Consider the following 18,553-nt stretch of genomic DNA (forward strand, 5'->3'; position numbering starts at 1 on the left):
AGACTTACATACGGAAATGTTCACCCAGATAGACGCGGCGCACCGACTCGTTGGCGATGATGTCGTCCGGACGGCCGGAAGCCAGCACCGTCCCCTGGTTGATGATGTAGGCGCGGTCGCAGATGCCCAGCGTCTCGCGCACATTGTGGTCGGTAATGAGGACGCCGATGCCGCGCTCCTTGAGGAAGCGCACGATGCGCTGGATCTCAATCACGGCAATCGGGTCGACCCCGGCGAAAGGTTCATCGAGCAGCACGAAGCGCGGATTGGTGGCCAGGGCGCGCGCGATCTCGACGCGGCGGCGCTCGCCACCGGACAGCGACAGCGCCTGGTTTTCGCGCAGCTTTTCGATTTGCAAATCGGCCAGCAGGGTATTCAGCCGTTCATCAATGTCAGCCTTGGATAAAGGCTTGCCGTCCACTTTCTGGATTTCCAGCACGGCACGGATATTTTCTTCCACAGTCAGCTTGCGGAACACCGACGCTTCCTGCGGCAGATAGGACAGGCCCATCGTCGCGCGGCGGTGGATCGGCAGCGAGGAGATATCGGTGCCGCTGATATCGATGCTGCCGGCGTCCGACGGCACCAGGCCGACGATCATGTAAAACGAGGTGGTCTTGCCGGCGCCGTTCGGCCCCAGCAGGCCGACCACTTCACCGCATTCGACTTGCAGCGACACGTCATGCACCACCTGGCGCTTGCCGTAGGTCTTTTGCAAGCCTTTGACGATCAGGGTGCTACCGCAGGATGCTTCCATCTTATTTCCCCGGTGCAGGCTGGGTGGTCGGCGCAGGCGGCGTTGCCAGCTTGCTCGATGGCTGAATCACCATGGTGCTGCGGCCCGCGCCCGGCTTGCTCTCGCCGCTGGCCGTGTTCTTCACCGCGAAGAATTCCTTGCGGCTGTCGTAGGAAATGAATTCACCGTCGACCTGGCTGGCGGGCTTGCCGCCTTCCAGCTTCTTGATCTGCGCCTTGGCGTACAGCTTGACCAGCTCGGTCTTGTTGTCGTACTCGATGCGGTCGGCCTGGCCCTCGACCCACTGGTCGCCGGCGCCGTCCAGCTTCTGGCGGAAGGTGGCCTGCACACCCGGCGCGCTGTGCAGCACGACGAACTGGTAGCCTTCCGGATCTTCCGTCACCACCGCCTTGGGCGACTTCATCAGCAGGGTGCCGCGCGTCAGCACCACATTGCCGGTGAAGGTCTTGATCTGCTTGACGTCGTCGGCGTCCAGCTGGTCGAAAGTCACCTGGGTCGGCTTGGTGGAATCGGCCTTCTCGGCGTGCACCACGCCGGCAGCGGCGGCCAGCAGCAGCGCCGCCGACAACATCAGTTTATTCATCTTCATCATTGCTTCCTTCAATGTGCCGCGCGCGGCGGCATCGTAATCGTTCCGCGGCCGCCCAGCGCAATCTGGCGGGTGGCGTTGTTGGCCTTCATGCCGGTGCCGGTGGCAGTCGAGGTGCCAACCAGCATCTCGACCGGGGCGTCGGTTTCCATGCGTTCTTCATCCGGGTACACGGTCAGCGTACTGGTCTTCAGGCGCAGCTCCTGCGCTTGCCTGGTGGCGGGCCGCACCACGTCCACATTACCATTCAATGTGACGCGCGTATTGCCCTGATCGACAACGGCAGTCTGCGCGTGGATATTCATCGGCGGCTGTTCGGTGGCCAGCCCGTGCACGAACGGCTTGTCGATCAGCGACGAGTCATCCAGCGGGCGGTGCGTCAGCTTATCGCCGGAAATGATGTAGGCCGGCTGGCCATTCTTGTTCATGCGTACGGTACTGAAGCGGTCGATGATGTAGTCCGGCTCGTCGCGGAACTTGTCGGCCTGGGCTTCCTCGCCGGCCTGGTTGACCACCTGCACCAGCCAGAAGCTGCCGACGGCCACAAACACGCCGGCCATCATGATCAGGGTCAGCTGCCAGCGGTGGGCTGTTCTTTTACGCATGATTACCCCCTGTCAAACCAGGAATTGCGCCAGCACGCGCTCGTACAGCCCCTGCGCGTGCAGCACCAGCTCACAGACCTCGCGCACCGCGCCACGGCCGCCGTGGGCCACGGTCACGTGGTGGGCGCGCTCCAGCACTTCCTTGCGGCCGTTCGGCACCGCAACCGCAAAGCCGGCGCGCGCCAGGATCGGCAAGTCCACCACATCGTCGCCGATGAAGCCGACCTGCTCGGCGGTCAGGCCGGTCTTCTCCAGCAGCGCGTTGAACGGCGTCAGCTTGTCGTGGCCGCCCTGGTGCAGATGGCTGATGCCCAGATCGGCCGCGCGCCGGATCACCTGCGGCGAAGTGCGCGCGCTGATGATGGCGGTCTGGATGCCGGCTTCCTGGATCAGCTTGATGCCCAGGCCATCCTGCACGTTGAACGTCTTGAGCGCCTCGCCGTCGGCGCCGTAATGCAGGCTGCCGTCGGTCAGCACGCCGTCGACGTCGAAAATCATCAGCTTGACGCGCGCGGCGCGTTCCACATAGGTCAGCTCGGTCATCAGATCACCTTGGCGCGGGTCAGGTCGTGGATATGCAGCGCACCGACCAGCTTGCCGTCGGCATCGGTCACCAGCATCTGGTTGATGCGGTATTGCTCCATCACGGCCACCGCATCCACCGCCATTTTCTCAGGCGAGATGGTGCGCGGGTTGGCATGCATCACATCCCCGATCACCACTTTGCTGAAATCCTGGACTTTTTCAATCATGCGGCGCAGGTCGCCGTCGGTGAATACGCCGACCGGCTTGTTGTCGGCATCGACGATGGCGGTCATGCCCATGCCCTTCTGGGTGATTTCCAGCAGCGCATCGGTCAGCTTGACGCCGGCGGTCACGCGCGGCACGGCGTCGCCGCTGCGCATCACATCTTTCACGTGGGTCAGCAGGCGGCGGCCCAGTGCGCCGCCCGGGTGCGAGCGGGCGAAATCTTCTTCCTTGAAACCGCGCAGGTCCAGCAGCGCCACCGCAATGGCGTCGCCCAGGGCCAGGGTGACGGTGGTGGAGGTGGTCGGCGCCAGATTCATCGGACAGGCTTCCTTGGCCACCGCCACGTTCAGGTGGACATCGGCAATGGTGGCCAGGCTGGAGCCCGGCTTGCCGGTGATGGCAATCACCTTGCTGCCCATGCGCTTGACCACCGGCAAGATGGTCATCAGCTCCGAGCTCTCGCCGGAGTAGGAAATGGCAATAAATGCATCATCGGCGGTGACCATGCCGAGGTCGCCGTGGGCCGCCTCGGCCGGATGCACGAACAGCGCCGGCGTGCCGGTCGACGCCAGCGTGGCGGCGATCTTGCGGCCGATATGGCCCGATTTGCCGATGCCGGACACGACCACGCGGCCCTTGCAGTTCAACAGCAGGGAAATGGCTTGCACCACGCTGTCGTCATCGGCCAGGCGCGCGTTCAGGGCAAGGATGGCATCCGCTTCGTTCTGCAGCGTGTCTTGGGCAAGACGCAGTGCCGTTTTTGCATCAAAAGCTTTCAGCATTGTTTTTTCATGGGTTACACTCATGCCCAAGTATAGCCGAATTGAGAAAGCAAAAAACTTGCCAGTGACAACAAAATGACGTTTTCCCCGCTTGAATTAACCCTGTTGTTGCTGGGCAGTGCCGTGCTGGGCGTGGTCGCCTTCCGCATGCTGCATCTGCCGCCGATGCTGGGCTACCTGGCCGTCGGCATCCTGATCGGCCCGCACGCGCTGGGTCTGGCCGAGCAAAGCGAAACCACCCACGGCCTGGCCGAGTTTGGGGTGGTGTTCCTGATGTTCTCGATCGGCCTGGAATTTTCCCTGCCCAAACTCAAGGCCATGAGCCGGATCGTATTCGGGCTGGGCATGGCGCAGGTAGTGCTTACTATCGTCGCAACCATGATATTTGGCTGGACCATCGCCACCCAGCTGCCGCCTGCCCTGCACATCAGCTGGCAGGCCTCGTTTGCGCTGGGCGGCGCGCTGGCCATGTCCTCCACCGCCATCGTGTCCAAGATGCTGACCGAGCGGCTGGAGCTGGAAAGCGAGCATGGCCGCAAAATCATCGGCATCCTGCTGTTCCAGGACCTGGCGGTGGTGCCGCTGCTGATCCTGATCCCGTCGCTGGGCGAACGCCCGGACAAGCTGATGGAAACCCTGGCCTGGGCCGGCCTGAAGGCGGTGATCGTGCTGGCACTGCTGCTGGTGGTCGGCCACAAACTCATGCGCGGCTGGTTCACCATCGTGGTCAAGCGCCGTTCGCAGGAACTGTTCATGCTGAACCTGCTGCTGGTGACGCTGGGCGCGGCCTGGATCACCGAGCGCGCCGGCCTGTCGCTGGCCCTGGGCGCCTTTGTGGCCGGCATGCTGATTTCCGAGACCGAATACAAGCACCAGGTGGAAGAGGACATCAAACCGTTCCGCGACGTGCTGCTGGGACTGTTCTTCATCACCATTGGCATGCTGCTGAACGTCAAGCTGGTGATGGCCAACTGGTGGCTGGTGCTGGTCCTGTTGTGCGCGCCGGTGCTGATGAAATTTGCCCTGATTGCCGGCCTGGCCAAGCTGTTTGGCGCCTCGGACGGCGTTTCCATGCGCACCGGCCTGGCGCTGGCGCAGGCCGGCGAATTCGGTTTCGTGCTGCTCAACCTGGCCGCCGGGCAGAACCTGATGGATGCCTACATCGTGCAGGTGGTGCTGGCCTCGATGGTGCTGTCCATGCTGCTGGCGCCGTTCATCATCGCGCAGTCGGACAAGATTGTGATGAAGTTCTCCAGCAATGAATGGATGATGCAGTCGCTGCAGCTGACCAAGATCGCCAGCCGCACCATGTCCACCAACAAGCACGTCATCGTCTGCGGCTTCGGCCGCAGCGGCCAGAGCCTGGCCACCCTGCTGACCGAGGAAAAAATCGATTATCACGCGCTAGACCTCGATCCGGAGCGCGTGCAGGAAGCGCAGAGCGCCGGCGCCAGCGTGTCCTACGGCGATGCGGCGCGGCGTGAAAGCCTGGTGGCAGCCGGCATCTACCGCGCCAGCGCGATTGTGATCACTTATGCCGACACCCGTTCGGCGCTGCGCGTGCTGCATCAGGTGCACGAACTGACGCCATCGCTGCCGGTGATCGTGCGTTCGCATGACGATACCGATCTGGACCGCCTCAAGCAGGCCGGCGCCGCCGAAGTGGTGCCGGAGCTGATGGAGGGCAGCCTGATGCTGGCCTCGCACGCGCTGGTGATGCTGGGCGTGCCGCTGCGGCGCGTGGTGCACCGGGTGCAGGCGGCGCGCGAGGAGCGTTATGCCTCGCTGCGCGGCTATTTCCACGGCATGAGCGATGTGGATGAGGAGGCCGACCTGGAGCGCCTGCATTCGGTCACCTTGAACGGCAGCGCGCCGTGCGTGGGGCGTTCGCTGGGGTCGCTGGATGTGCATGCGTCGGGCGCGGAAGTGGCCAGCATCCGCCGCGGCAAGAGCGGTGTGGAAGTGACGCCGGAGACTACCCTGCAGGCCGGTGATGTGGTGGTATTGCGCGGCGCCGCCGAAGCGGTCAACCGCGCCGAGCAGCGCCTGACCCGCTAACGTCATTCCGGCTTTCGCCGGAACGACAGTCACGCCTCGCGGGTGCTGACCACGCGGTTGCGGCCGTGCTCCTTGGCGTCGTAAAGCAGGCCGTCGGCACGCTCGATCAGCGCGCGGGCGATGGCTTCCGGCTCGCCCTCGGCCATGCCCACCTCCAGGCAGGCCACGCCGATCGACACCGTCACCGACAACTGCAACTCCGGCGACAAAGTGATCATGCTGCCGGCCACGCTGGCGCGGATGCGCTCGGCCACAAACGCCGCGCTTTCCAAATTCGCATCAATCAGCAGCACCACGAATTCCTCGCCGCCAAAGCGCGCCAGCGCGTCCGACGAGCGCAACTCGTTCTTGATGCGCCCCGCCACCTCGCGCAGCACCTCGTCGCCGCCGCCATGCCCGACGGTATCGTTGACCCGCTTGAAATGGTCGATATCGATGTACATGAAGGAAATCGGATACGACTGCCGGCGCGCACGCGCGATTTCCTCCAGCAGGCGGCGGTCGATGTAGCGGCGGTTGTACACGCCGGTCAGCGAATCGGTCAGGCCGATATATTTCAGCATCTCGTTGCTGATGACGTTCTCCAGGCAGATGGCGATGATGGACGCCATGTGCTCGATGAAGTCCGTGCCCAGGCTGGGCGTGAAACGGGTGGGATCGCGGCTGCCCAGATTCAGGCTGCCGATCACGCGCTTGTTGCGCAGCAGCGGCACCAGCGCCACGCTTTGCAGCGTCGACGGCGCGTTCGGGAAGGCGTGCGCATGGCGCTGCGCGTCGTACATGCCCAGCAGCGGCTTGGGCGTCGGCGTGTAGGCGTTGCGGCGGCCCAGGTCGAAGCCCAGTTCATCCACCGTTTCCACAAAAATCAGGTCGGGGAAATCTTCAAACACCACGTCCAGCTTGAGCATGACGGTGCGGATGTCGGCATCCTCGTCGATCAGTGTCAGGGTGACGCTATCGAGCTCGGAAATCACCGGCAGCACGCGGAAGATGGTGCCGATCAATTCCGGGAAATTGCTGGCGCCGACGATCTCCAGGTCGAAAGCCTGGTGGCGCGTCATGATGGAGTGATTGCGTTCGGCCTGCTCCAGCAGGTAAGCCATCCGCGCGCGCAAGGCCCGGTTCTCGGCCGCCAGATCGTGTTGATCGGTCTGAGGCGGAAGTTTTCCGGTTGCAGTCTGCGTCATGATGGCCCTTTCTTGCGTATTCCCACATTACGCCAAGTCGGCCCGGTTGGGAATGCCCGGATTGCTTAAAACGCCAGTGTAACCTCGATTTCCTGGCCGACGCGTACCCGCTGGTCCACGCCGGCGATCAGAATGCTGTTCATGCCGAAGCACAGCGCCCCCTCCAGCTCCGGCTTGGCGCGGTAGCTTTGCATGATGTCCAGCGGATCGGGGCCGAATTCACCGGTGGTCTGGTCGATCGACGGCATCGGGCAGCGTGGGCAGGGTTTGACTGGTTTCAACACGACTTCGCCGATCTGGAACGACTCGGCGTAGTCTTCTTCGAATGCTTCGATGCCGTCGATCACCAGGTTCGGGCGGAAGCGGTTCATGGGGATGGACTGGCGGCCAGCGGCCACCAGTTTTTGATTCAGGTCGTCCAGCGAGGCGGTGCCGGTGACCAGCATCGGGTAGCCGTCCGAGAACATGGTGGTCGCCTGCACGCCATCGGTCCATTTGGTGCTGACCGCGCGTTCGGCGTTGGCGTGGAAGCGCGCCAGGCGGCATGGCACGCCGATGGCCTTGGTGAACCATTCGGCGGTCAGGGCATCGCAGTCGTAGGCCAGTACGCTGTCGTCCCAGACTTGCGTTTGCAGCGTGGGCGCGCTTTGCGGGTCCGGCAGGCCGAGCGGGATTTCCAGGCGCAGCATGCCGGGAGCCTGCAGTTCCAGCGTGGCGCCCTTGATGGTGGGCTTGATCAGGGCCATGCGCGGGTGTTCGCGCTGGGTCAGGGCGCAGCCATTGCTGTCCACCACCATCCATTCACGATCGTAGATTTGCGCGGACATCAGGCCGAGCGGCGTCAGCGTCGCTTCTTCCAGCGACAGGCCGGCGCAGGATTTGATCGGGTAGATGGTGATGGCGGACAACGTGGGCATGCTTATTCCTCGGTTGGGGCGGCAGCGGCTTTGGCTTTGGGCGGACGCGGGGTGCGCGGCGCGGCCGGCTTGCGGGCTGGCTTGGCCTTGGCTGGCTTGTCGGCGTCAGCGGCAGGCGACGCTTCGGCAGCAGGCGCTGGCGCGGCGGCGGCCTTCGGCTTGCCGGCATTGGGCTTGCCAGAGCGCGACTTGCCCGCAGGACGGCCCTTGGCAGCAGCCCCCTGCTCGCCCGGCGTAGCGGCGGCCGGCGCGGATGCGTCAGCAGCGCGGGCCGCAGCGCCAGACGCACGAGCAGCAGCGGCTGGTGCGGTATCAGTGCCATGGGCCGGGGTGCCGGCCGCGCGGGGCGTGGCGGCTGGTGCGGCATCCGCGGTGGGGGCCGGGACGCCTGGCGCGCGGGGGTCAGCGGCGGTTGCGGACGATGCGGCATCGACTGGCGAGACGGCGACGCCCTTGCCTTTCTTGGCCTGCTCCTTCAGCTTGCGAGCTGGCGGCTTGGTGCCGTTCTTCTTCTTGGCCTGCGCTGGTGCGCCAGCTTCGACCGGCAGTTCGACGGCGGGTTCCAGTACGACCGGAGCGGCGTCTGCCGCTGCAGCGCCGGCGTCGTCCACCGGCGCGGCGTTGGCTGCGGCCTCCGCTGGCGTGACGTCGTACCATGCAACCGGTGCCGGTTCGGTGGCGGCCGACGCTTCATCGACGTCCACCTCGCCAGCGGCGCCTTCAGCTTGCCCTTGCGTGGCGCGCTGTTGCTGCGCCAGGCGCTGGGCCTGACGCTCGGCAAAGCGCTCGGCGGCGGTGCGGCCACGGTTGCGGCTGCGGCGCGATTCCTGCTGGCCGCCTTCTGCCGGAGCAGTCACTACAGCCGCTGCGCTGCCATCGGCAACGACGGGTGCATCGCTCACCGGCTGCGGCACACCGCTGCCGCGGTACACATACGCCCCCGACTTCTCATCGCGGCCAAACTCCAGATAACCGCGCGCCTTGCATTCCTCGATCAGATTGCCAAAGGTGCGGAAGCCATAGTACGACTCGCTGAAATCTGGCTTGCGGCGCTTGATCGCCTCCTTCAGCACCGAGGCCCAGATCTTGCCGCTATCGCCACGCTCCAGCACCAACGCCTCAAACGTATTGACCGCAATCTCCACCGCCTGCGAGCGGCGTTTCTCCATCTCCTCGCGGCGGGCGCGCTCCTCTTCCGGCGTGCGCTTGACCTGCGGCTTGTCGTTGCTGGCATCGCGACGCGCACGGCGGCTCTCGCGCACCAGATCATCGTAGAAAATGAACTCATCGCAGTTGGCCACCAGCAGATCGGACGTCGACTGCTTGACGCCCACGCCAATCACCTTCTTGGCGTTCTCGCGCAGCTTGGACACCAGCGGCGAAAAATCGGAATCGCCGGAAATAATCACAAACGTATCCACGTGCGACTTGGTGTAGCACAAGTCCAGCGCATCCACCACCATGCGGATGTCAGCCGAATTCTTGCCGGACTGACGGACGTGCGGAATCTCAATCAGCTCAAAGTTGGCCTCGTGCATCGAAGCCTTGAAGGATTTGTAGCGATCCCAGTCGCAATAGGCTTTCTTGACCACGATGCTGCCCTTGAGCAGCAGGCGCTCCAGCACCGGCTTGATATCGAACTTGTCGTAGTTAGCGTCACGCACACCGAGCGCCACGTTCTCAAAATCGCAGAACAGCGCCATGCTGACGTTTTCGTTGGAAGAAGCCATGAAGAGTATTTTCTAGAGTAGGGGTAAAGCAGGCAATCCGGCGATTATACCGAACTGGCCCATCCAGCAATCAACAGCACTGTTGATTTCGCAGCAGCGGCGCTGCGCAAGCCGCAGCAGCAGGCCGCCGCCATTTCCAAATAGTCCCGTGAAAACAAGGGCTTGCGTCCATTCCAGCGACTGGCATACCGCTTGCAATCAGCATGCAAGTACCACTTTCTGGAGAATCAACATGAACGCATCCCTGCCGCGCCTGGCAGCAGTCGCCACCCTTGGCGCCATCCTGCTGGGAACCCCCGCCGCGCAAGCGCACCACGCCTTTGCCGCCGAATTCGACGCCAAACAGCCGCTCGACCTGCAAGGCGTCATCACCAAAGCCAAATGGGTCAATCCCCACAGCTGGCTGTACTTCGACGTGACCGGCCCGGACGGCACCGTCACCAACTGGGGCGTGGAATTCGGCGCGCCCAACTCGCTGGCCAACAAGGGCCTGAGCAAAAGCGACCTCAAAGTCGGCCAGCCGGTGCGCATCCGCGGCTTCCGCTCCAAGAACGGCGAACCGTTCGGCTACAGCGTCTACGTCACCCTGGCCGATGGCCGCGTGATCCAGACCGGCGGCGCGCAGGATGCCCCAACCACCGAGGCGCCGCGTCCATGACCCGCAAGCTGCTCGCATTCGCCCTGCTGGCCTTCGTGGCCAGCCACACCATCGCCGCCGACAAAATCCCGCGCCTGTCCAACGGCAAGCCGGACTTCTCCGGCATCTGGCAAACCACCAGCGCTGCCGAATACGACCTCGAACCGCACGCCGCCCGCAAGGACGCGCCGCCGAGCGCCGGCATCGTGATCGGCAACGAAATCCCTTACCTGCCGGCCGCGCTGGAGCAAAAGAAAAAGAACTTCGCCAACCGCGACAGGGATGATCCGCGCCTGAAAGGCTGGACCCTCGGCGTGCCGCGCGGGATCTACTATCCGGAACCGTTCCAGATCTTCCAGCGCCAGCGCGATCTGACGCTGGTGCATCAGTTCGGCCACTCGGTACGCACCATCCATACCAACAACACCCTCCATCCGGGCGGCGACCGCAACCAGTTCTGGCTGGGCGATTCGCGCGGCAAGTGGGAGGGCGACACGCTGGTGGTGGACGTCAAGGACTTCAACGACGAAACCTGGCTGGACCGTGCCGGCAATTTCCACAGCGAGTCGCTGCATGTGATCGAGCGCTGGAAGTACCTGGACGCTAACACCATCGAATACAGCGCACGGCTGGAAGATCCGGAAGTGTTCAGCAAGCCATGGGACATCAGCGTGATCCTGCACCGCCACCGCGAAAAAAACTTCCAGCTGATCGAGGACTACCGCTTCACGCTCGATTACGAACAGTACTACCCGCCGCAACCACCTGCCGCCACGCCACCGGGAGCCCAATGAAAACCACCGCAAGCCTGCTGGCAGCCCTGTTGACGCTGCCGGTCCACGCACAAACCGCCAAGCCGCTGGCCACCACCGACCGCATCAGCTTCGAACCGACCTACGAACAAATCGCCTCGGGCAAATGGACCGGCAAGCGCCTGGCCGACGGCCAGCCGGACGTCGAGGGCCACTGGTCCAACACCGTCGCCAACCATAACAACTGGACCGATCCGCAAGGCGGCATCCCGGGCGATCCGGCGCCGCCGCGCAAGCCGCTTGGCCCGCGTGCCGAGCGCGCACCGAGCCGCGTCACCGATCCGGCCGATGGCCAGGTGCCGTTCCAGCCCTGGGCCAAGGCGGCGCAGGAAGACTTCCTGAAAAACTTCCACAATCCGACCCAGCCGCAATACATCGAGCCGCTGGCGCGCTGCGCGCCGGCCGGCGTGCCCAAGTCCTTCATCTGGCACGGTTACGAAATTCGCCAGTATCCCGGTTATGTGGTGTTCCTGTTCAACTCCGGCACCCGCATCATCCATCTCGACGGCAAGCCGCACCTGCCGGCCAACATCAAGCTGTGGAACGCCGACTCGCGTGGCCGCTGGGAAGGCAACACGCTGGTGGTGGACGTCACCAACAACAACAGCAAAGCCCTGTTCGGCCGCACCGGCGAATTCGCCAGCGAGAACGTCCACATCACCGAGCGCTACATCTTCTCGCCGGACGGCAAGCGCTACAACTACGTCGCCACGTTTGACGATCCCACCGTCTACACCCGGCCATGGAGCGCCACCATCCCGGCCAAGCGCCGCACCGCGAAAGACGCGGTGGATGGCTGGCATTACGAAGTAGCGGAAAACAAATCCGGCAACCAGACCGTGATCGAGCGGGACGAACGCATCTGCACTGAAAACAATATCGGCTTCGCGCGCGTCGCCGTCAAACGCTAGGGAAAGAACCATGAAACGCACCACCATCGCCACGCTGCTGACGTTAGCCTTCGGCAGCGTCCAGGCCCAGGATAGCGCCGCCACCATTGTGGGCGACGCCGCCACCACCAGCATCATCGACAGTATCGTCGTGCTGGGCTCCAGCCGTCATGACGCCACCGTGTTGACCAGCTCTTCGCCGATCGACGTCATCACGCCGCAGCAGTTGAAAGAAACCGGCGCCGTCAGCCTGAACCAGGCGTTGTCGCGCCTGCACCCATCGTTCAACTTCCCGCAGGGCCAGAACGCGGTGAAAGGCCAGGGCGTGCGCTCGGCGTCGCTGCGCGGCGTCAGTCCGGCCTTCACGCTGGTGCTGGTGAACGGCAAGCGCCGTAACACCTCGGCCCAGCTGTCCGGCACCGATCCGTGGCCGGCCGCCACCGTGGTCGACCTCAACACCATTCCGATCAGCGCGGTGCAGCGCATCGAGGTGCTGCGCGACGGCGCCGCTGCCCAATACGGCTCGGACGCGATTGCCGGCGTGATCAACATCGTCCTGCGCGAGAACGGCAGCGGCGGCGAACTGAACGCGCATGGCGGCGGCTACAGCGACGGCGGCGGCCACACCACCGCCATCAATGGCTGGACCGGCGTCAAGCTGGGCCAGGACGGCTTCGTCAACTTCAGCATCGACCGTCTGAAGAACACCAACGTCGACCGCAGCGAAGCGGACTGGCGCCAGCTGTTCCCCAACGGCGACCCGCGCAACAGCAGCTTCAATAAAAAATACGGCCAATGGGGCCAGTCCTCACGCGACAACTGGAGCGGCTTGATCAACGCCGAACTGTCGCTCAACGCCAAAACCGTGGCTTATGGCTGGGTCAACTACTCGGACAAGTCGGCCAATAACTGGGTCAACCCTGAACGCGTGGTGAAAGCCATCACCAGCAACACCACCGTCACCGACGGCACCAAGCTGGGCGAGAACGACGTACTGGGGTTGTACCCGAATGGCTACCAGCCCTGGATGAAGTACCACGCCAAGGACGCCGCAGCAGCGGGCGGCGTGCGCTTCGACGCCGGCAGCGCCGGCAAGTTCGATGTGGCGCTCAGCTATGGCGCCAACGAAACCGCGCGCGACACCTACAACACCGCCAACCCGTCCTACGGCGCCAACAGCAAGACGCACTTCTATCTCGGCTCGTGGAAGAGCGATTCCACCAGCCTGACCGCCGATTACCTCAACAACATCCCGGTCAGCGGACTGGAAGATGGCCTGAGCATCACTGCCGGCATCCTGGGCCGCCACGAGCGCTGGCGCACCGGCGACCTGGGCGACCCCGACGGCTACACCGGCGGCCCGCTGGCCGGCAGGACGGTCGGTTCGCTGTATCCCGGCACGCCTTACGCCACCGATACCACGCGCATTCCGGTCAGCGGTTCATCCACTTCCGGCATCAAGCCGCAGGACGCCAGCGAGATCACCCGCAACGTGGTGGGCGGCTATGCCGGCTTTGATGCACGCGTGAATGCGAAATGGCTGGTCGGCGCCACTGGCCGCTACGAGCATTACTCGGACTTCGGCAGCACCAGCAACTACAAGCTGACCAGCCGCTACGACTTCACGCCGGCAATTGGCCTGCGCGGCACCATCAGCTCCGGCTTTCACGCGCCGAGCCTGGCGGCGATCGGCTTCCAGAATACCGGCACCACCAGCAACTGGTCCAACTCCGGCACCGGCGCGCTGACGCCAGGCCAGACGCGCCAGTTCCGCCCGGACGATCCCGCCGGCGCCGCTTTCGGCGCGCGCCCGCTGGAGCCGGAAAAATCACGTACGCTGTCGCTGGGCGCGGTGTGGCGTCCGGATGCGGTCAGCTCGCTGACGGTGGATGCCTATCGCCTGAAAGTGCGCGATGTGATCATCGCCACCGAGACGCTGCAGGGCGCAACCGTGACGGCGGCCTTCACGGCGGCCGGCCTGCCGGGCTTCACGCAGGCGTCGTACTACACCAACGGCTGGGATAGCCGCACCGACGGCATCGACGTGATCGGCAAGCGTCACGTCAGCACCGGCGCAGGCCAGCTGGAACTGAGCGCGGCGGCCAGCCTGATCAACACCAGCGTATCGAATGTGCAGCGCTATGTGACCATCGGCGGCGCGTCGATCCTGGCAGTCGGCAACGCCAAGGTGCGCGACGCCGAAACCGGCACGCCGAAGAACAAGATCGTGCTCGGCGCACGCTACAACGTGGGCGACTGGACGGTGGACAGCACCGTGACGCGCTACGGCCGCTACCGCTACAACGTTGGCGATGTGGCCGGCGTGGCGGCGGCCAACGGCAATGTGGATCAGGTGTTCTCGCCGGAGACGTATGTGGACTTTGGCGTGGTGTATGCCATCAGCAAGCGCTGGAAGGTGGATCTGAATGTGCAGAATGCGTTCAACCGCTATCCGGATAAATACCTGCAGGCCAACCGCGCCAGCGGCATCAATCCGTATTCGTTCATTGCGCCGAACGGCGCGTCCGGCCGCTTTGTGTACGCCGGCGTGAGCTACAAGCTGTGAAAGCAGCGCTGATGCAGGATCGTCGTCAGTTCTTGCGCAGCGCCGGCATCGGCGCGCTGGCCCTGGCGGCTGGCGTGCCGGCTGCCGCGGCGCCCAGGCCGCGCGTGCTGGTGGACTGGCATGCGCACTTCGTCACCAACGCCGAGATCGAATTCCTGCGCGAGCGCACGGCTGCGCCGCGCGTGTTTGACGGCCCGGATGGCGTCAGCCTGATGGAGAACCTGACTACCGTGTCTTTCGCCGCCGGCAAGCCGTCACCGTTCAGCGCGTCCGATATCGATGCGCGCATCCGCCACATCGACAAGCTGGGCATCCGCCGCCAGTTGCTGACGCACACAGTGGCACTGGGCTTCGACGCCACGCTGCCGCTGGCGGAGCTGCGCCCCCTCTTCCGCGCCGTCAACGACGAACTGGCCAGCGTGGTCAGGCGCCATCCGGACCACTTCCTGGCGGTGACGGCGTTGCCGGCCGCCGATCCGCAATGGGCGGCACAGGAGCTGCTGCGCGCGCATCAGGAATTGGGTCTGATCGGCGGCTCGCTGCCGCTGAACGCCTTCGCCACGCTGGAAGGCGCGCGCACGCTGGCGCCCTTGTTCGCGCAAGGCCAGAAACTGGGCAGCCACTTCTTCATCCACCGCGCGCCGGCCAACGCGCTGGTGCCGGGTCAGCCGCCGCTTATGACGCCAACCGATACCGGGTACGCGCGCTGGAGCGTCATCAGCAATGCGCACCTGGCCAACGGCGCGATCACGCTGGGGCTGACCGATTTCCTCGATCCGTATCCGGACGTGTCGGTGCAGGTGATCATGCTGGGCGGCTTCCTGCCGTATCTGATCGATACCGTGGTGCCGGCGGCGCACAAGGCCGGCGTGGCCGATCCGCTGGCGCGGCTGCGCCGTATCTACCTTGATCCTGGCCCGTATTCACGCAACGGCGAGTGGGTCAAGCTGGCGATCAGCAAGCTGGGGGCGGATCGGATTTTGTTTGGCACCGATTACGGTGTCGGCGGTGGCGACCGCGGCGATTCCGGCCCCGGTCTGGCCACGCTGGACAAAGTGCTGACGCCGCAACAGCGTCAGCAAATCTACATCGACAACAGCCGCCAGCTGCTGGCCCGCAAGGGCATCACGGTGTAGCGGCGGCCTGCTTGAGCGGAGCAGGCCATTTCGGCTGCTCCGCGTTCGGATACCAGTACGTGATGTGGCAGCGCTCACAGGCCGCATCGATCTTTTCCCCCGCCACCAGCAAACGCTGCGGATGTCTGGCATCGATCGCGGCCAGCGCTTCGCGCGCCGCCAGTTGCAGATCATGCGCACGCTCGGCAAACAGCTGGCGGTCCGCATCGATTTTCTTTTGCACTTCGGCCGCCGTCAGGATGCCGGCCACATGGGCATCCTCCAGCTGGTTGGTGTGGCTGACCTTGCGGCCTTCAATCAGCAGCAGGTTGGCCGCCTCGGCCAGCGTGACCGCATGATGACGCACCGCCAGCCATTCCGCATCCGTGCGCGGCTGATGCTCGACCACGCCTTGGGCGGTGGTCTCGCTGCTGACCGCTTCCCACAGCGCGTCGGCGGCCGGATCGACCACCGACGCCATCAACTCCTGGATCGAAGCATCGGGCCGGAATTCGGAAGGCGCAGGCTGGCTGCACGCGGCCAGCAACAGCAAAGACAGGTACCGCGGCTTCATACGTATCCAATCGCACGGCCAAACAAGCCCACGCTGAACCATAAGGACAGCGACAACACCGCGCTGGCGCCGGCAAACAGCGGCTTGGGCCGCTCGGTTCGTGTAACCTTGCGGTACAGCGTGAATTGCACCAGCAGAGCAAGCGCCAGCAACACCATCTTCGGCACGAACGCGCTGTTGCAGAAATAGCGCACCGGCCCGGAGAGGAACAGGATGGTGCCAGTCAACACCGTCAGTGTCAGGCCGCCCCACACCAGTGGCGCAGCGGCACTGGCCACCAGCGGCGAGGACTGCCGCCGCAAGCCGATGTTCAGCAGGCGCAGGTTCACCAGCAGCAGCGCCGCCAGGAATGTGACCAGCCCGAGCACATGCAGCACTTCAGTGACCTCGATCACCAGATGGTTGGCAGCGCGCAGTTGCGCGATGGGATAGCTGTCTTGCAGCCATCCGAGAAAATTGACGACACTCATAGGATCAGTAATAAGGAATGGAACGGCCAAAAATGGTAGCGAGGGTCCAGAAGCTGAGCGAGATCCAGCCGGCACGCGCGGCGCCCGCCGGCAGAACGGCCTGATTGGCCCACTGCGCCGCTCGATGACCCCATCTGCTTTCAAAGTACAGCGCATTCAGGCAGGCGATCACCATGCAGCCAACCTTGAGCCAGAACGGCAGGTTGCTGTACAAGGTCTCCGCTTCCGCCCAGAACAGCAGGCCGCCGGTGATGAAGGTCAGCGCAAAGCCGCCGAAGATGTAGTAGCGCAGCTGGTCCAGCAGATCAGCCAACGGAATGCGTTTCAACAGCAAACCGGTCAGGCGCAGGTCGGTCAGCAGGATCAGACCGAAAGACAGCGCAAGGCCCAGCAGGTGCAGCGCTTCCAGCAGCGGAAACGCATACAGCGATTCGCGCAGCGCGGTGCTGCTCTCGGTTTCCTGAATGGCGTGAAAAATATCAAACAAGGTCATGGCTTCACCGGTGCGGCAATGCGGGTGATGGTCCCGCCCTGCGCTTCATAGTCTTCCGATCCGGTGGCGCCAGCCACCTTGTAGCCTTTGGCCGCCAGCAGATCACCGACCGCGCCGGCACGGTGCGCATGGTTGGAGACGGTGATGATGGTGCGGTCTTTCGGAATATAGGCCAGCTGCTGTTCCACGTCCTTGGCCTGGATGCTCAGGTAGACCGGGAAGCTGCCCTTGGCGGTCACCTCGTCCGGGCGTCGCACGTCCAGCACCAGCACCTGATCCGGCTGCGCCAGCAGCGCATCCACTTCGGCGCGCGGCAGTTGTTTGACGGCGTGGTCCCATGCCTGCTGTGCATGGGCGGAAAGGCTGGCGATCAGGCCCAGCGCGAGGATGGCTGTTTTTCTCATATTGGCTCTCTCAAGATGGTTACTGCAATAGTTCGCTGCCGGCTTCACGGCCGGCGTCAAAGCCGATCAGGCCGAAACGCTTCAATTGCGTGCGCAGGATGTTGCGGCTGACGCCCAGCACGCGCGCGGCATGCACCTGATTGCGGTTGCTGGCGTTGAAGGCGGTGCGCACCAGGATTTCTTCCACGTTTTCCGCCAGGTCGGGCTGGTCTGCCTCGATCATGCGGCTGAACAGCGCGGCCAGCTGCTGCTGGAAGCTGCCGCCGGCGGGCAAGGCGTCGCTGGCCGCTTGCAGATGCTGATGGCGATGCGAGATACCGGTCAGTTTCAAGTCTTCCGCCTGGATCACATCGCCACTGCAGACGATCAGCGCGAAGTGGATGACATTCTCCAGCTCGCGGATATTGCCCGGCCATTCATAGGACAGCAGCGCCGCGCTGGCCTGCGGCGACAAGGTCACGTTGTTGCGGTGCAGCTTGCCGCTGTAGACGCCAATGAAGTGGCGTGCCAGCGGCAGGATGTCGCCGGCACGCTCGCTCAGCGGCGGCAGTTGCACCGATGCCACGCCCAGCCGGTAGTACAGGTCCGAGCGAAAACGGCCCGCCTCGATGGCCTTGTGCAGATCGACGTTGGTGGCTGCCACCAGCCGCACATTCAGCGGTATCGGCTGACGTGCGCCCAGCCGCACGACCTGCCGCTCCTGCAGCACGCGCAGCAGCTTGACCTGCAAGGCCAGCGACAAATCGCCTATCTCGTCGAGGAACAGCGTGCCGCCATTGGCCGCTTCAAACCAGCCCGAGCGCGCCTGGGTGGCGCCGGTGAAGGCACCGGCCTCGTGACCGAACAGCTCGGCGTCGATCAAGGTTTCGCTGAAGGCGCCGCAGTTGACCGCCACGAATGGCCCGCGCCGTCCGCTTTGCTCGTGAATGTGGCGCGCGATCAATTCCTTGCCGGTGCCGGTCTCGCCGATGATGAGCGTGGTGGCATCGCTACGGGCGATGCGCTCCACCTGTTGCAGCAACGCGGACGAACGCGGATCATGGAACAGCATGGCCTTGGCGCGGATCGACAAGACCATCGCCGCCTGATCGGGAAAGGTTAGTAGTTTATCCATCGTTCAAAGGTAACGAATTTCGCGGCCCACGCCCACGAATCATTCCAAACAAACAAATGCGCATTCTGGATAAGACGTGGCACAATGGCCTCTCGGCAATAGA

19 protein-coding genes are annotated in these 18,553 nt (G+C 64.2%); 6 read left to right on the top strand and 13 right to left on the bottom strand.

Annotated elements, in window-relative coordinates:
- Positions 1-4: 4 nt before the first annotated feature.
- The 5 genes from lptB to ABDW57_RS20370 are packed head-to-tail and all read right to left on the bottom strand — an operon-like array spanning position 5 to position 3,483.
- Complete coding sequence (gene lptB / locus ABDW57_RS20350; protein WP_343732004.1) at positions 5-757, bottom strand: LPS export ABC transporter ATP-binding protein; 753 nt, start codon at positions 755-757, stop codon at positions 5-7.
- Position 758: 1 nt separating this feature from the next.
- Positions 759-1,340, bottom strand: a complete 582-nt coding sequence (lptA, locus tag ABDW57_RS20355) for a lipopolysaccharide transport periplasmic protein LptA (protein WP_343732078.1) — start codon at positions 1,338-1,340, stop codon at positions 759-761.
- 17 nt (positions 1,341-1,357) lie between these two features.
- Entirely contained in the window at positions 1,358-1,951 is a 594-nt protein-coding gene (gene lptC, locus ABDW57_RS20360; protein ID WP_343732005.1) for an LPS export ABC transporter periplasmic protein LptC, read from the bottom strand.
- A 12-nt stretch (positions 1,952-1,963) separates the two neighbouring features.
- Positions 1,964-2,494, bottom strand: a complete 531-nt coding sequence (locus ABDW57_RS20365) for an HAD family hydrolase (protein ID WP_343732006.1) — start codon at positions 2,492-2,494, stop codon at positions 1,964-1,966.
- Entirely contained in the window at positions 2,494-3,483 is a 990-nt protein-coding gene (locus tag ABDW57_RS20370; RefSeq protein ID WP_343732007.1) for a KpsF/GutQ family sugar-phosphate isomerase, read from the bottom strand. Before ABDW57_RS20370 ends, ABDW57_RS20365 begins: the two co-directional genes overlap by 1 nt.
- A 75-nt stretch (positions 3,484-3,558) precedes the next feature.
- Here ABDW57_RS20370 and ABDW57_RS20375 point away from each other — a divergent pair, with 75 nt between their 5' ends.
- Positions 3,559-5,541: a cation:proton antiporter gene (locus ABDW57_RS20375; RefSeq protein WP_343732008.1), complete on the top strand. Its 1,983-nt coding sequence runs from the start codon at positions 3,559-3,561 to the stop codon at positions 5,539-5,541.
- Positions 5,542-5,570: 29 nt separating this feature from the next.
- Here the strand turns inward: ABDW57_RS20375 and ABDW57_RS20380 are convergent, their stop codons facing one another.
- From ABDW57_RS20380 to ABDW57_RS20390, 3 genes are all read right to left on the bottom strand, one after another.
- Positions 5,571-6,728, bottom strand: a complete 1,158-nt coding sequence (locus ABDW57_RS20380; protein ID WP_343732009.1) for a DUF484 family protein — start codon at positions 6,726-6,728, stop codon at positions 5,571-5,573.
- Positions 6,729-6,793: 65 nt separating this feature from the next.
- A complete protein-coding gene (locus ABDW57_RS20385) occupies positions 6,794-7,645 on the bottom strand; it encodes an MOSC N-terminal beta barrel domain-containing protein (RefSeq protein WP_343732010.1) in 852 nt (283 codons plus the stop codon).
- A 2-nt stretch (positions 7,646-7,647) separates the two neighbouring features.
- On the bottom strand, positions 7,648-9,375 hold the full coding sequence (locus tag ABDW57_RS20390; protein WP_343732011.1) for an NYN domain-containing protein: 1,728 nt from the start codon (positions 9,373-9,375) through the stop codon (positions 7,648-7,650).
- Positions 9,376-9,607: 232 nt separating this feature from the next.
- On the opposite strand from ABDW57_RS20390, the gene ABDW57_RS20395 reads away from it, so the two are divergent.
- The 5 genes from ABDW57_RS20395 to ABDW57_RS20415 are packed head-to-tail and all read left to right on the top strand — an operon-like array spanning position 9,608 to position 15,416.
- Positions 9,608-10,033, top strand: coding sequence for a DUF6152 family protein (locus ABDW57_RS20395; protein ID WP_343732012.1), 426 nt, complete (start codon positions 9,608-9,610; stop codon positions 10,031-10,033).
- The gene (locus ABDW57_RS20400) at positions 10,030-10,806 is read left to right on the top strand and encodes a hypothetical protein (protein ID WP_343732013.1); all 777 of its coding nucleotides are present in this window, start codon (positions 10,030-10,032) and stop codon (positions 10,804-10,806) included. Before ABDW57_RS20395 ends, ABDW57_RS20400 begins: the two co-directional genes overlap by 4 nt.
- A complete protein-coding gene (locus ABDW57_RS20405) occupies positions 10,803-11,735 on the top strand; it encodes a hypothetical protein (protein ID WP_343732014.1) in 933 nt (310 codons plus the stop codon). Before ABDW57_RS20400 ends, ABDW57_RS20405 begins: the two co-directional genes overlap by 4 nt.
- 10 nt (positions 11,736-11,745) lie before the next feature.
- On the top strand, positions 11,746-14,280 hold the full coding sequence (locus ABDW57_RS20410; RefSeq protein ID WP_343732015.1) for a TonB-dependent receptor: 2,535 nt from the start codon (positions 11,746-11,748) through the stop codon (positions 14,278-14,280).
- A gap of 11 nt (positions 14,281-14,291) precedes the next feature.
- The gene (locus tag ABDW57_RS20415) at positions 14,292-15,416 is read left to right on the top strand and encodes an amidohydrolase family protein (RefSeq protein ID WP_343732016.1); all 1,125 of its coding nucleotides are present in this window, start codon (positions 14,292-14,294) and stop codon (positions 15,414-15,416) included.
- On the opposite strand, the gene ABDW57_RS20420 is transcribed toward ABDW57_RS20415, so the two are convergent.
- The 5 genes from ABDW57_RS20420 to ABDW57_RS20440 are packed head-to-tail and all read right to left on the bottom strand — an operon-like array spanning position 15,406 to position 18,450.
- Positions 15,406-15,969: a hypothetical protein gene (locus ABDW57_RS20420; RefSeq protein ID WP_343732017.1), complete on the bottom strand. Its 564-nt coding sequence runs from the start codon at positions 15,967-15,969 to the stop codon at positions 15,406-15,408. The two genes, ABDW57_RS20415 and ABDW57_RS20420, sit on opposite strands and share 11 nt — an antisense overlap.
- Complete coding sequence (locus tag ABDW57_RS20425; protein ID WP_343732018.1) at positions 15,966-16,439, bottom strand: DUF6644 family protein; 474 nt, start codon at positions 16,437-16,439, stop codon at positions 15,966-15,968. Before ABDW57_RS20425 ends, ABDW57_RS20420 begins: the two co-directional genes overlap by 4 nt.
- A 4-nt stretch (positions 16,440-16,443) precedes the next feature.
- Positions 16,444-16,932 (bottom strand): DUF6644 family protein, encoded by a 489-nt coding sequence (locus tag ABDW57_RS20430; RefSeq protein ID WP_343732019.1) that lies wholly within the window; start codon positions 16,930-16,932, stop codon positions 16,444-16,446.
- Positions 16,929-17,336, bottom strand: a complete 408-nt coding sequence (locus ABDW57_RS20435; protein ID WP_343732020.1) for a rhodanese-like domain-containing protein — start codon at positions 17,334-17,336, stop codon at positions 16,929-16,931. Before ABDW57_RS20435 ends, ABDW57_RS20430 begins: the two co-directional genes overlap by 4 nt.
- Positions 17,337-17,355: 19 nt before the next feature.
- Positions 17,356-18,450 carry a sigma-54 dependent transcriptional regulator gene (locus tag ABDW57_RS20440; RefSeq protein WP_343732021.1) on the bottom strand — a complete coding sequence of 365 codons (1,095 nt, stop codon included), beginning with the start codon at positions 18,448-18,450 and terminating at the stop codon, positions 17,356-17,358.
- Positions 18,451-18,553: the final 103 nt, after the last annotated feature.

Origin of the sequence: Duganella sp. (assembly GCF_039595735.1) — a bacterium.
Lineage (GTDB): Bacteria > Pseudomonadota > Gammaproteobacteria > Burkholderiales > Burkholderiaceae_D > Rugamonas.

Coding starts and splice junctions, on each gene's coding strand:
- ABDW57_RS20370 (WP_343732007.1), bottom strand. CDS start 3,483: ATGCTGAAAGCTTTTGATGCAAAAACGGCACTGCGTCTTGCCCAAGAC.
- ABDW57_RS20415 (WP_343732016.1), top strand. CDS start 14,292: ATGCAGGATCGTCGTCAGTTCTTGCGCAGCGCCGGCATCGGCGCGCTG.
- ABDW57_RS20410 (WP_343732015.1), top strand. CDS start 11,746: ATGAAACGCACCACCATCGCCACGCTGCTGACGTTAGCCTTCGGCAGC.
- lptB (WP_343732004.1), bottom strand. CDS start 757: ATGGAAGCATCCTGCGGTAGCACCCTGATCGTCAAAGGCTTGCAAAAG.
- ABDW57_RS20420 (WP_343732017.1), bottom strand. CDS start 15,969: ATGAAGCCGCGGTACCTGTCTTTGCTGTTGCTGGCCGCGTGCAGCCAG.
- lptA (WP_343732078.1), bottom strand. CDS start 1,340: ATGAATAAACTGATGTTGTCGGCGGCGCTGCTGCTGGCCGCCGCTGCC.
- ABDW57_RS20380 (WP_343732009.1), bottom strand. CDS start 6,728: ATGACGCAGACTGCAACCGGAAAACTTCCGCCTCAGACCGATCAACAC.
- ABDW57_RS20425 (WP_343732018.1), bottom strand. CDS start 16,439: ATGAGTGTCGTCAATTTTCTCGGATGGCTGCAAGACAGCTATCCCATC.
- ABDW57_RS20430 (WP_343732019.1), bottom strand. CDS start 16,932: ATGACCTTGTTTGATATTTTTCACGCCATTCAGGAAACCGAGAGCAGC.
- ABDW57_RS20400 (WP_343732013.1), top strand. CDS start 10,030: ATGACCCGCAAGCTGCTCGCATTCGCCCTGCTGGCCTTCGTGGCCAGC.
- ABDW57_RS20365 (WP_343732006.1), bottom strand. CDS start 2,494: ATGACCGAGCTGACCTATGTGGAACGCGCCGCGCGCGTCAAGCTGATG.
- ABDW57_RS20385 (WP_343732010.1), bottom strand. CDS start 7,645: ATGCCCACGTTGTCCGCCATCACCATCTACCCGATCAAATCCTGCGCC.
- ABDW57_RS20435 (WP_343732020.1), bottom strand. CDS start 17,336: ATGAGAAAAACAGCCATCCTCGCGCTGGGCCTGATCGCCAGCCTTTCC.
- ABDW57_RS20395 (WP_343732012.1), top strand. CDS start 9,608: ATGAACGCATCCCTGCCGCGCCTGGCAGCAGTCGCCACCCTTGGCGCC.
- ABDW57_RS20390 (WP_343732011.1), bottom strand. CDS start 9,375: ATGGCTTCTTCCAACGAAAACGTCAGCATGGCGCTGTTCTGCGATTTT.
- lptC (WP_343732005.1), bottom strand. CDS start 1,951: ATGCGTAAAAGAACAGCCCACCGCTGGCAGCTGACCCTGATCATGATG.
- ABDW57_RS20405 (WP_343732014.1), top strand. CDS start 10,803: ATGAAAACCACCGCAAGCCTGCTGGCAGCCCTGTTGACGCTGCCGGTC.
- ABDW57_RS20440 (WP_343732021.1), bottom strand. CDS start 18,450: ATGGATAAACTACTAACCTTTCCCGATCAGGCGGCGATGGTCTTGTCG.
- ABDW57_RS20375 (WP_343732008.1), top strand. CDS start 3,559: ATGACGTTTTCCCCGCTTGAATTAACCCTGTTGTTGCTGGGCAGTGCC.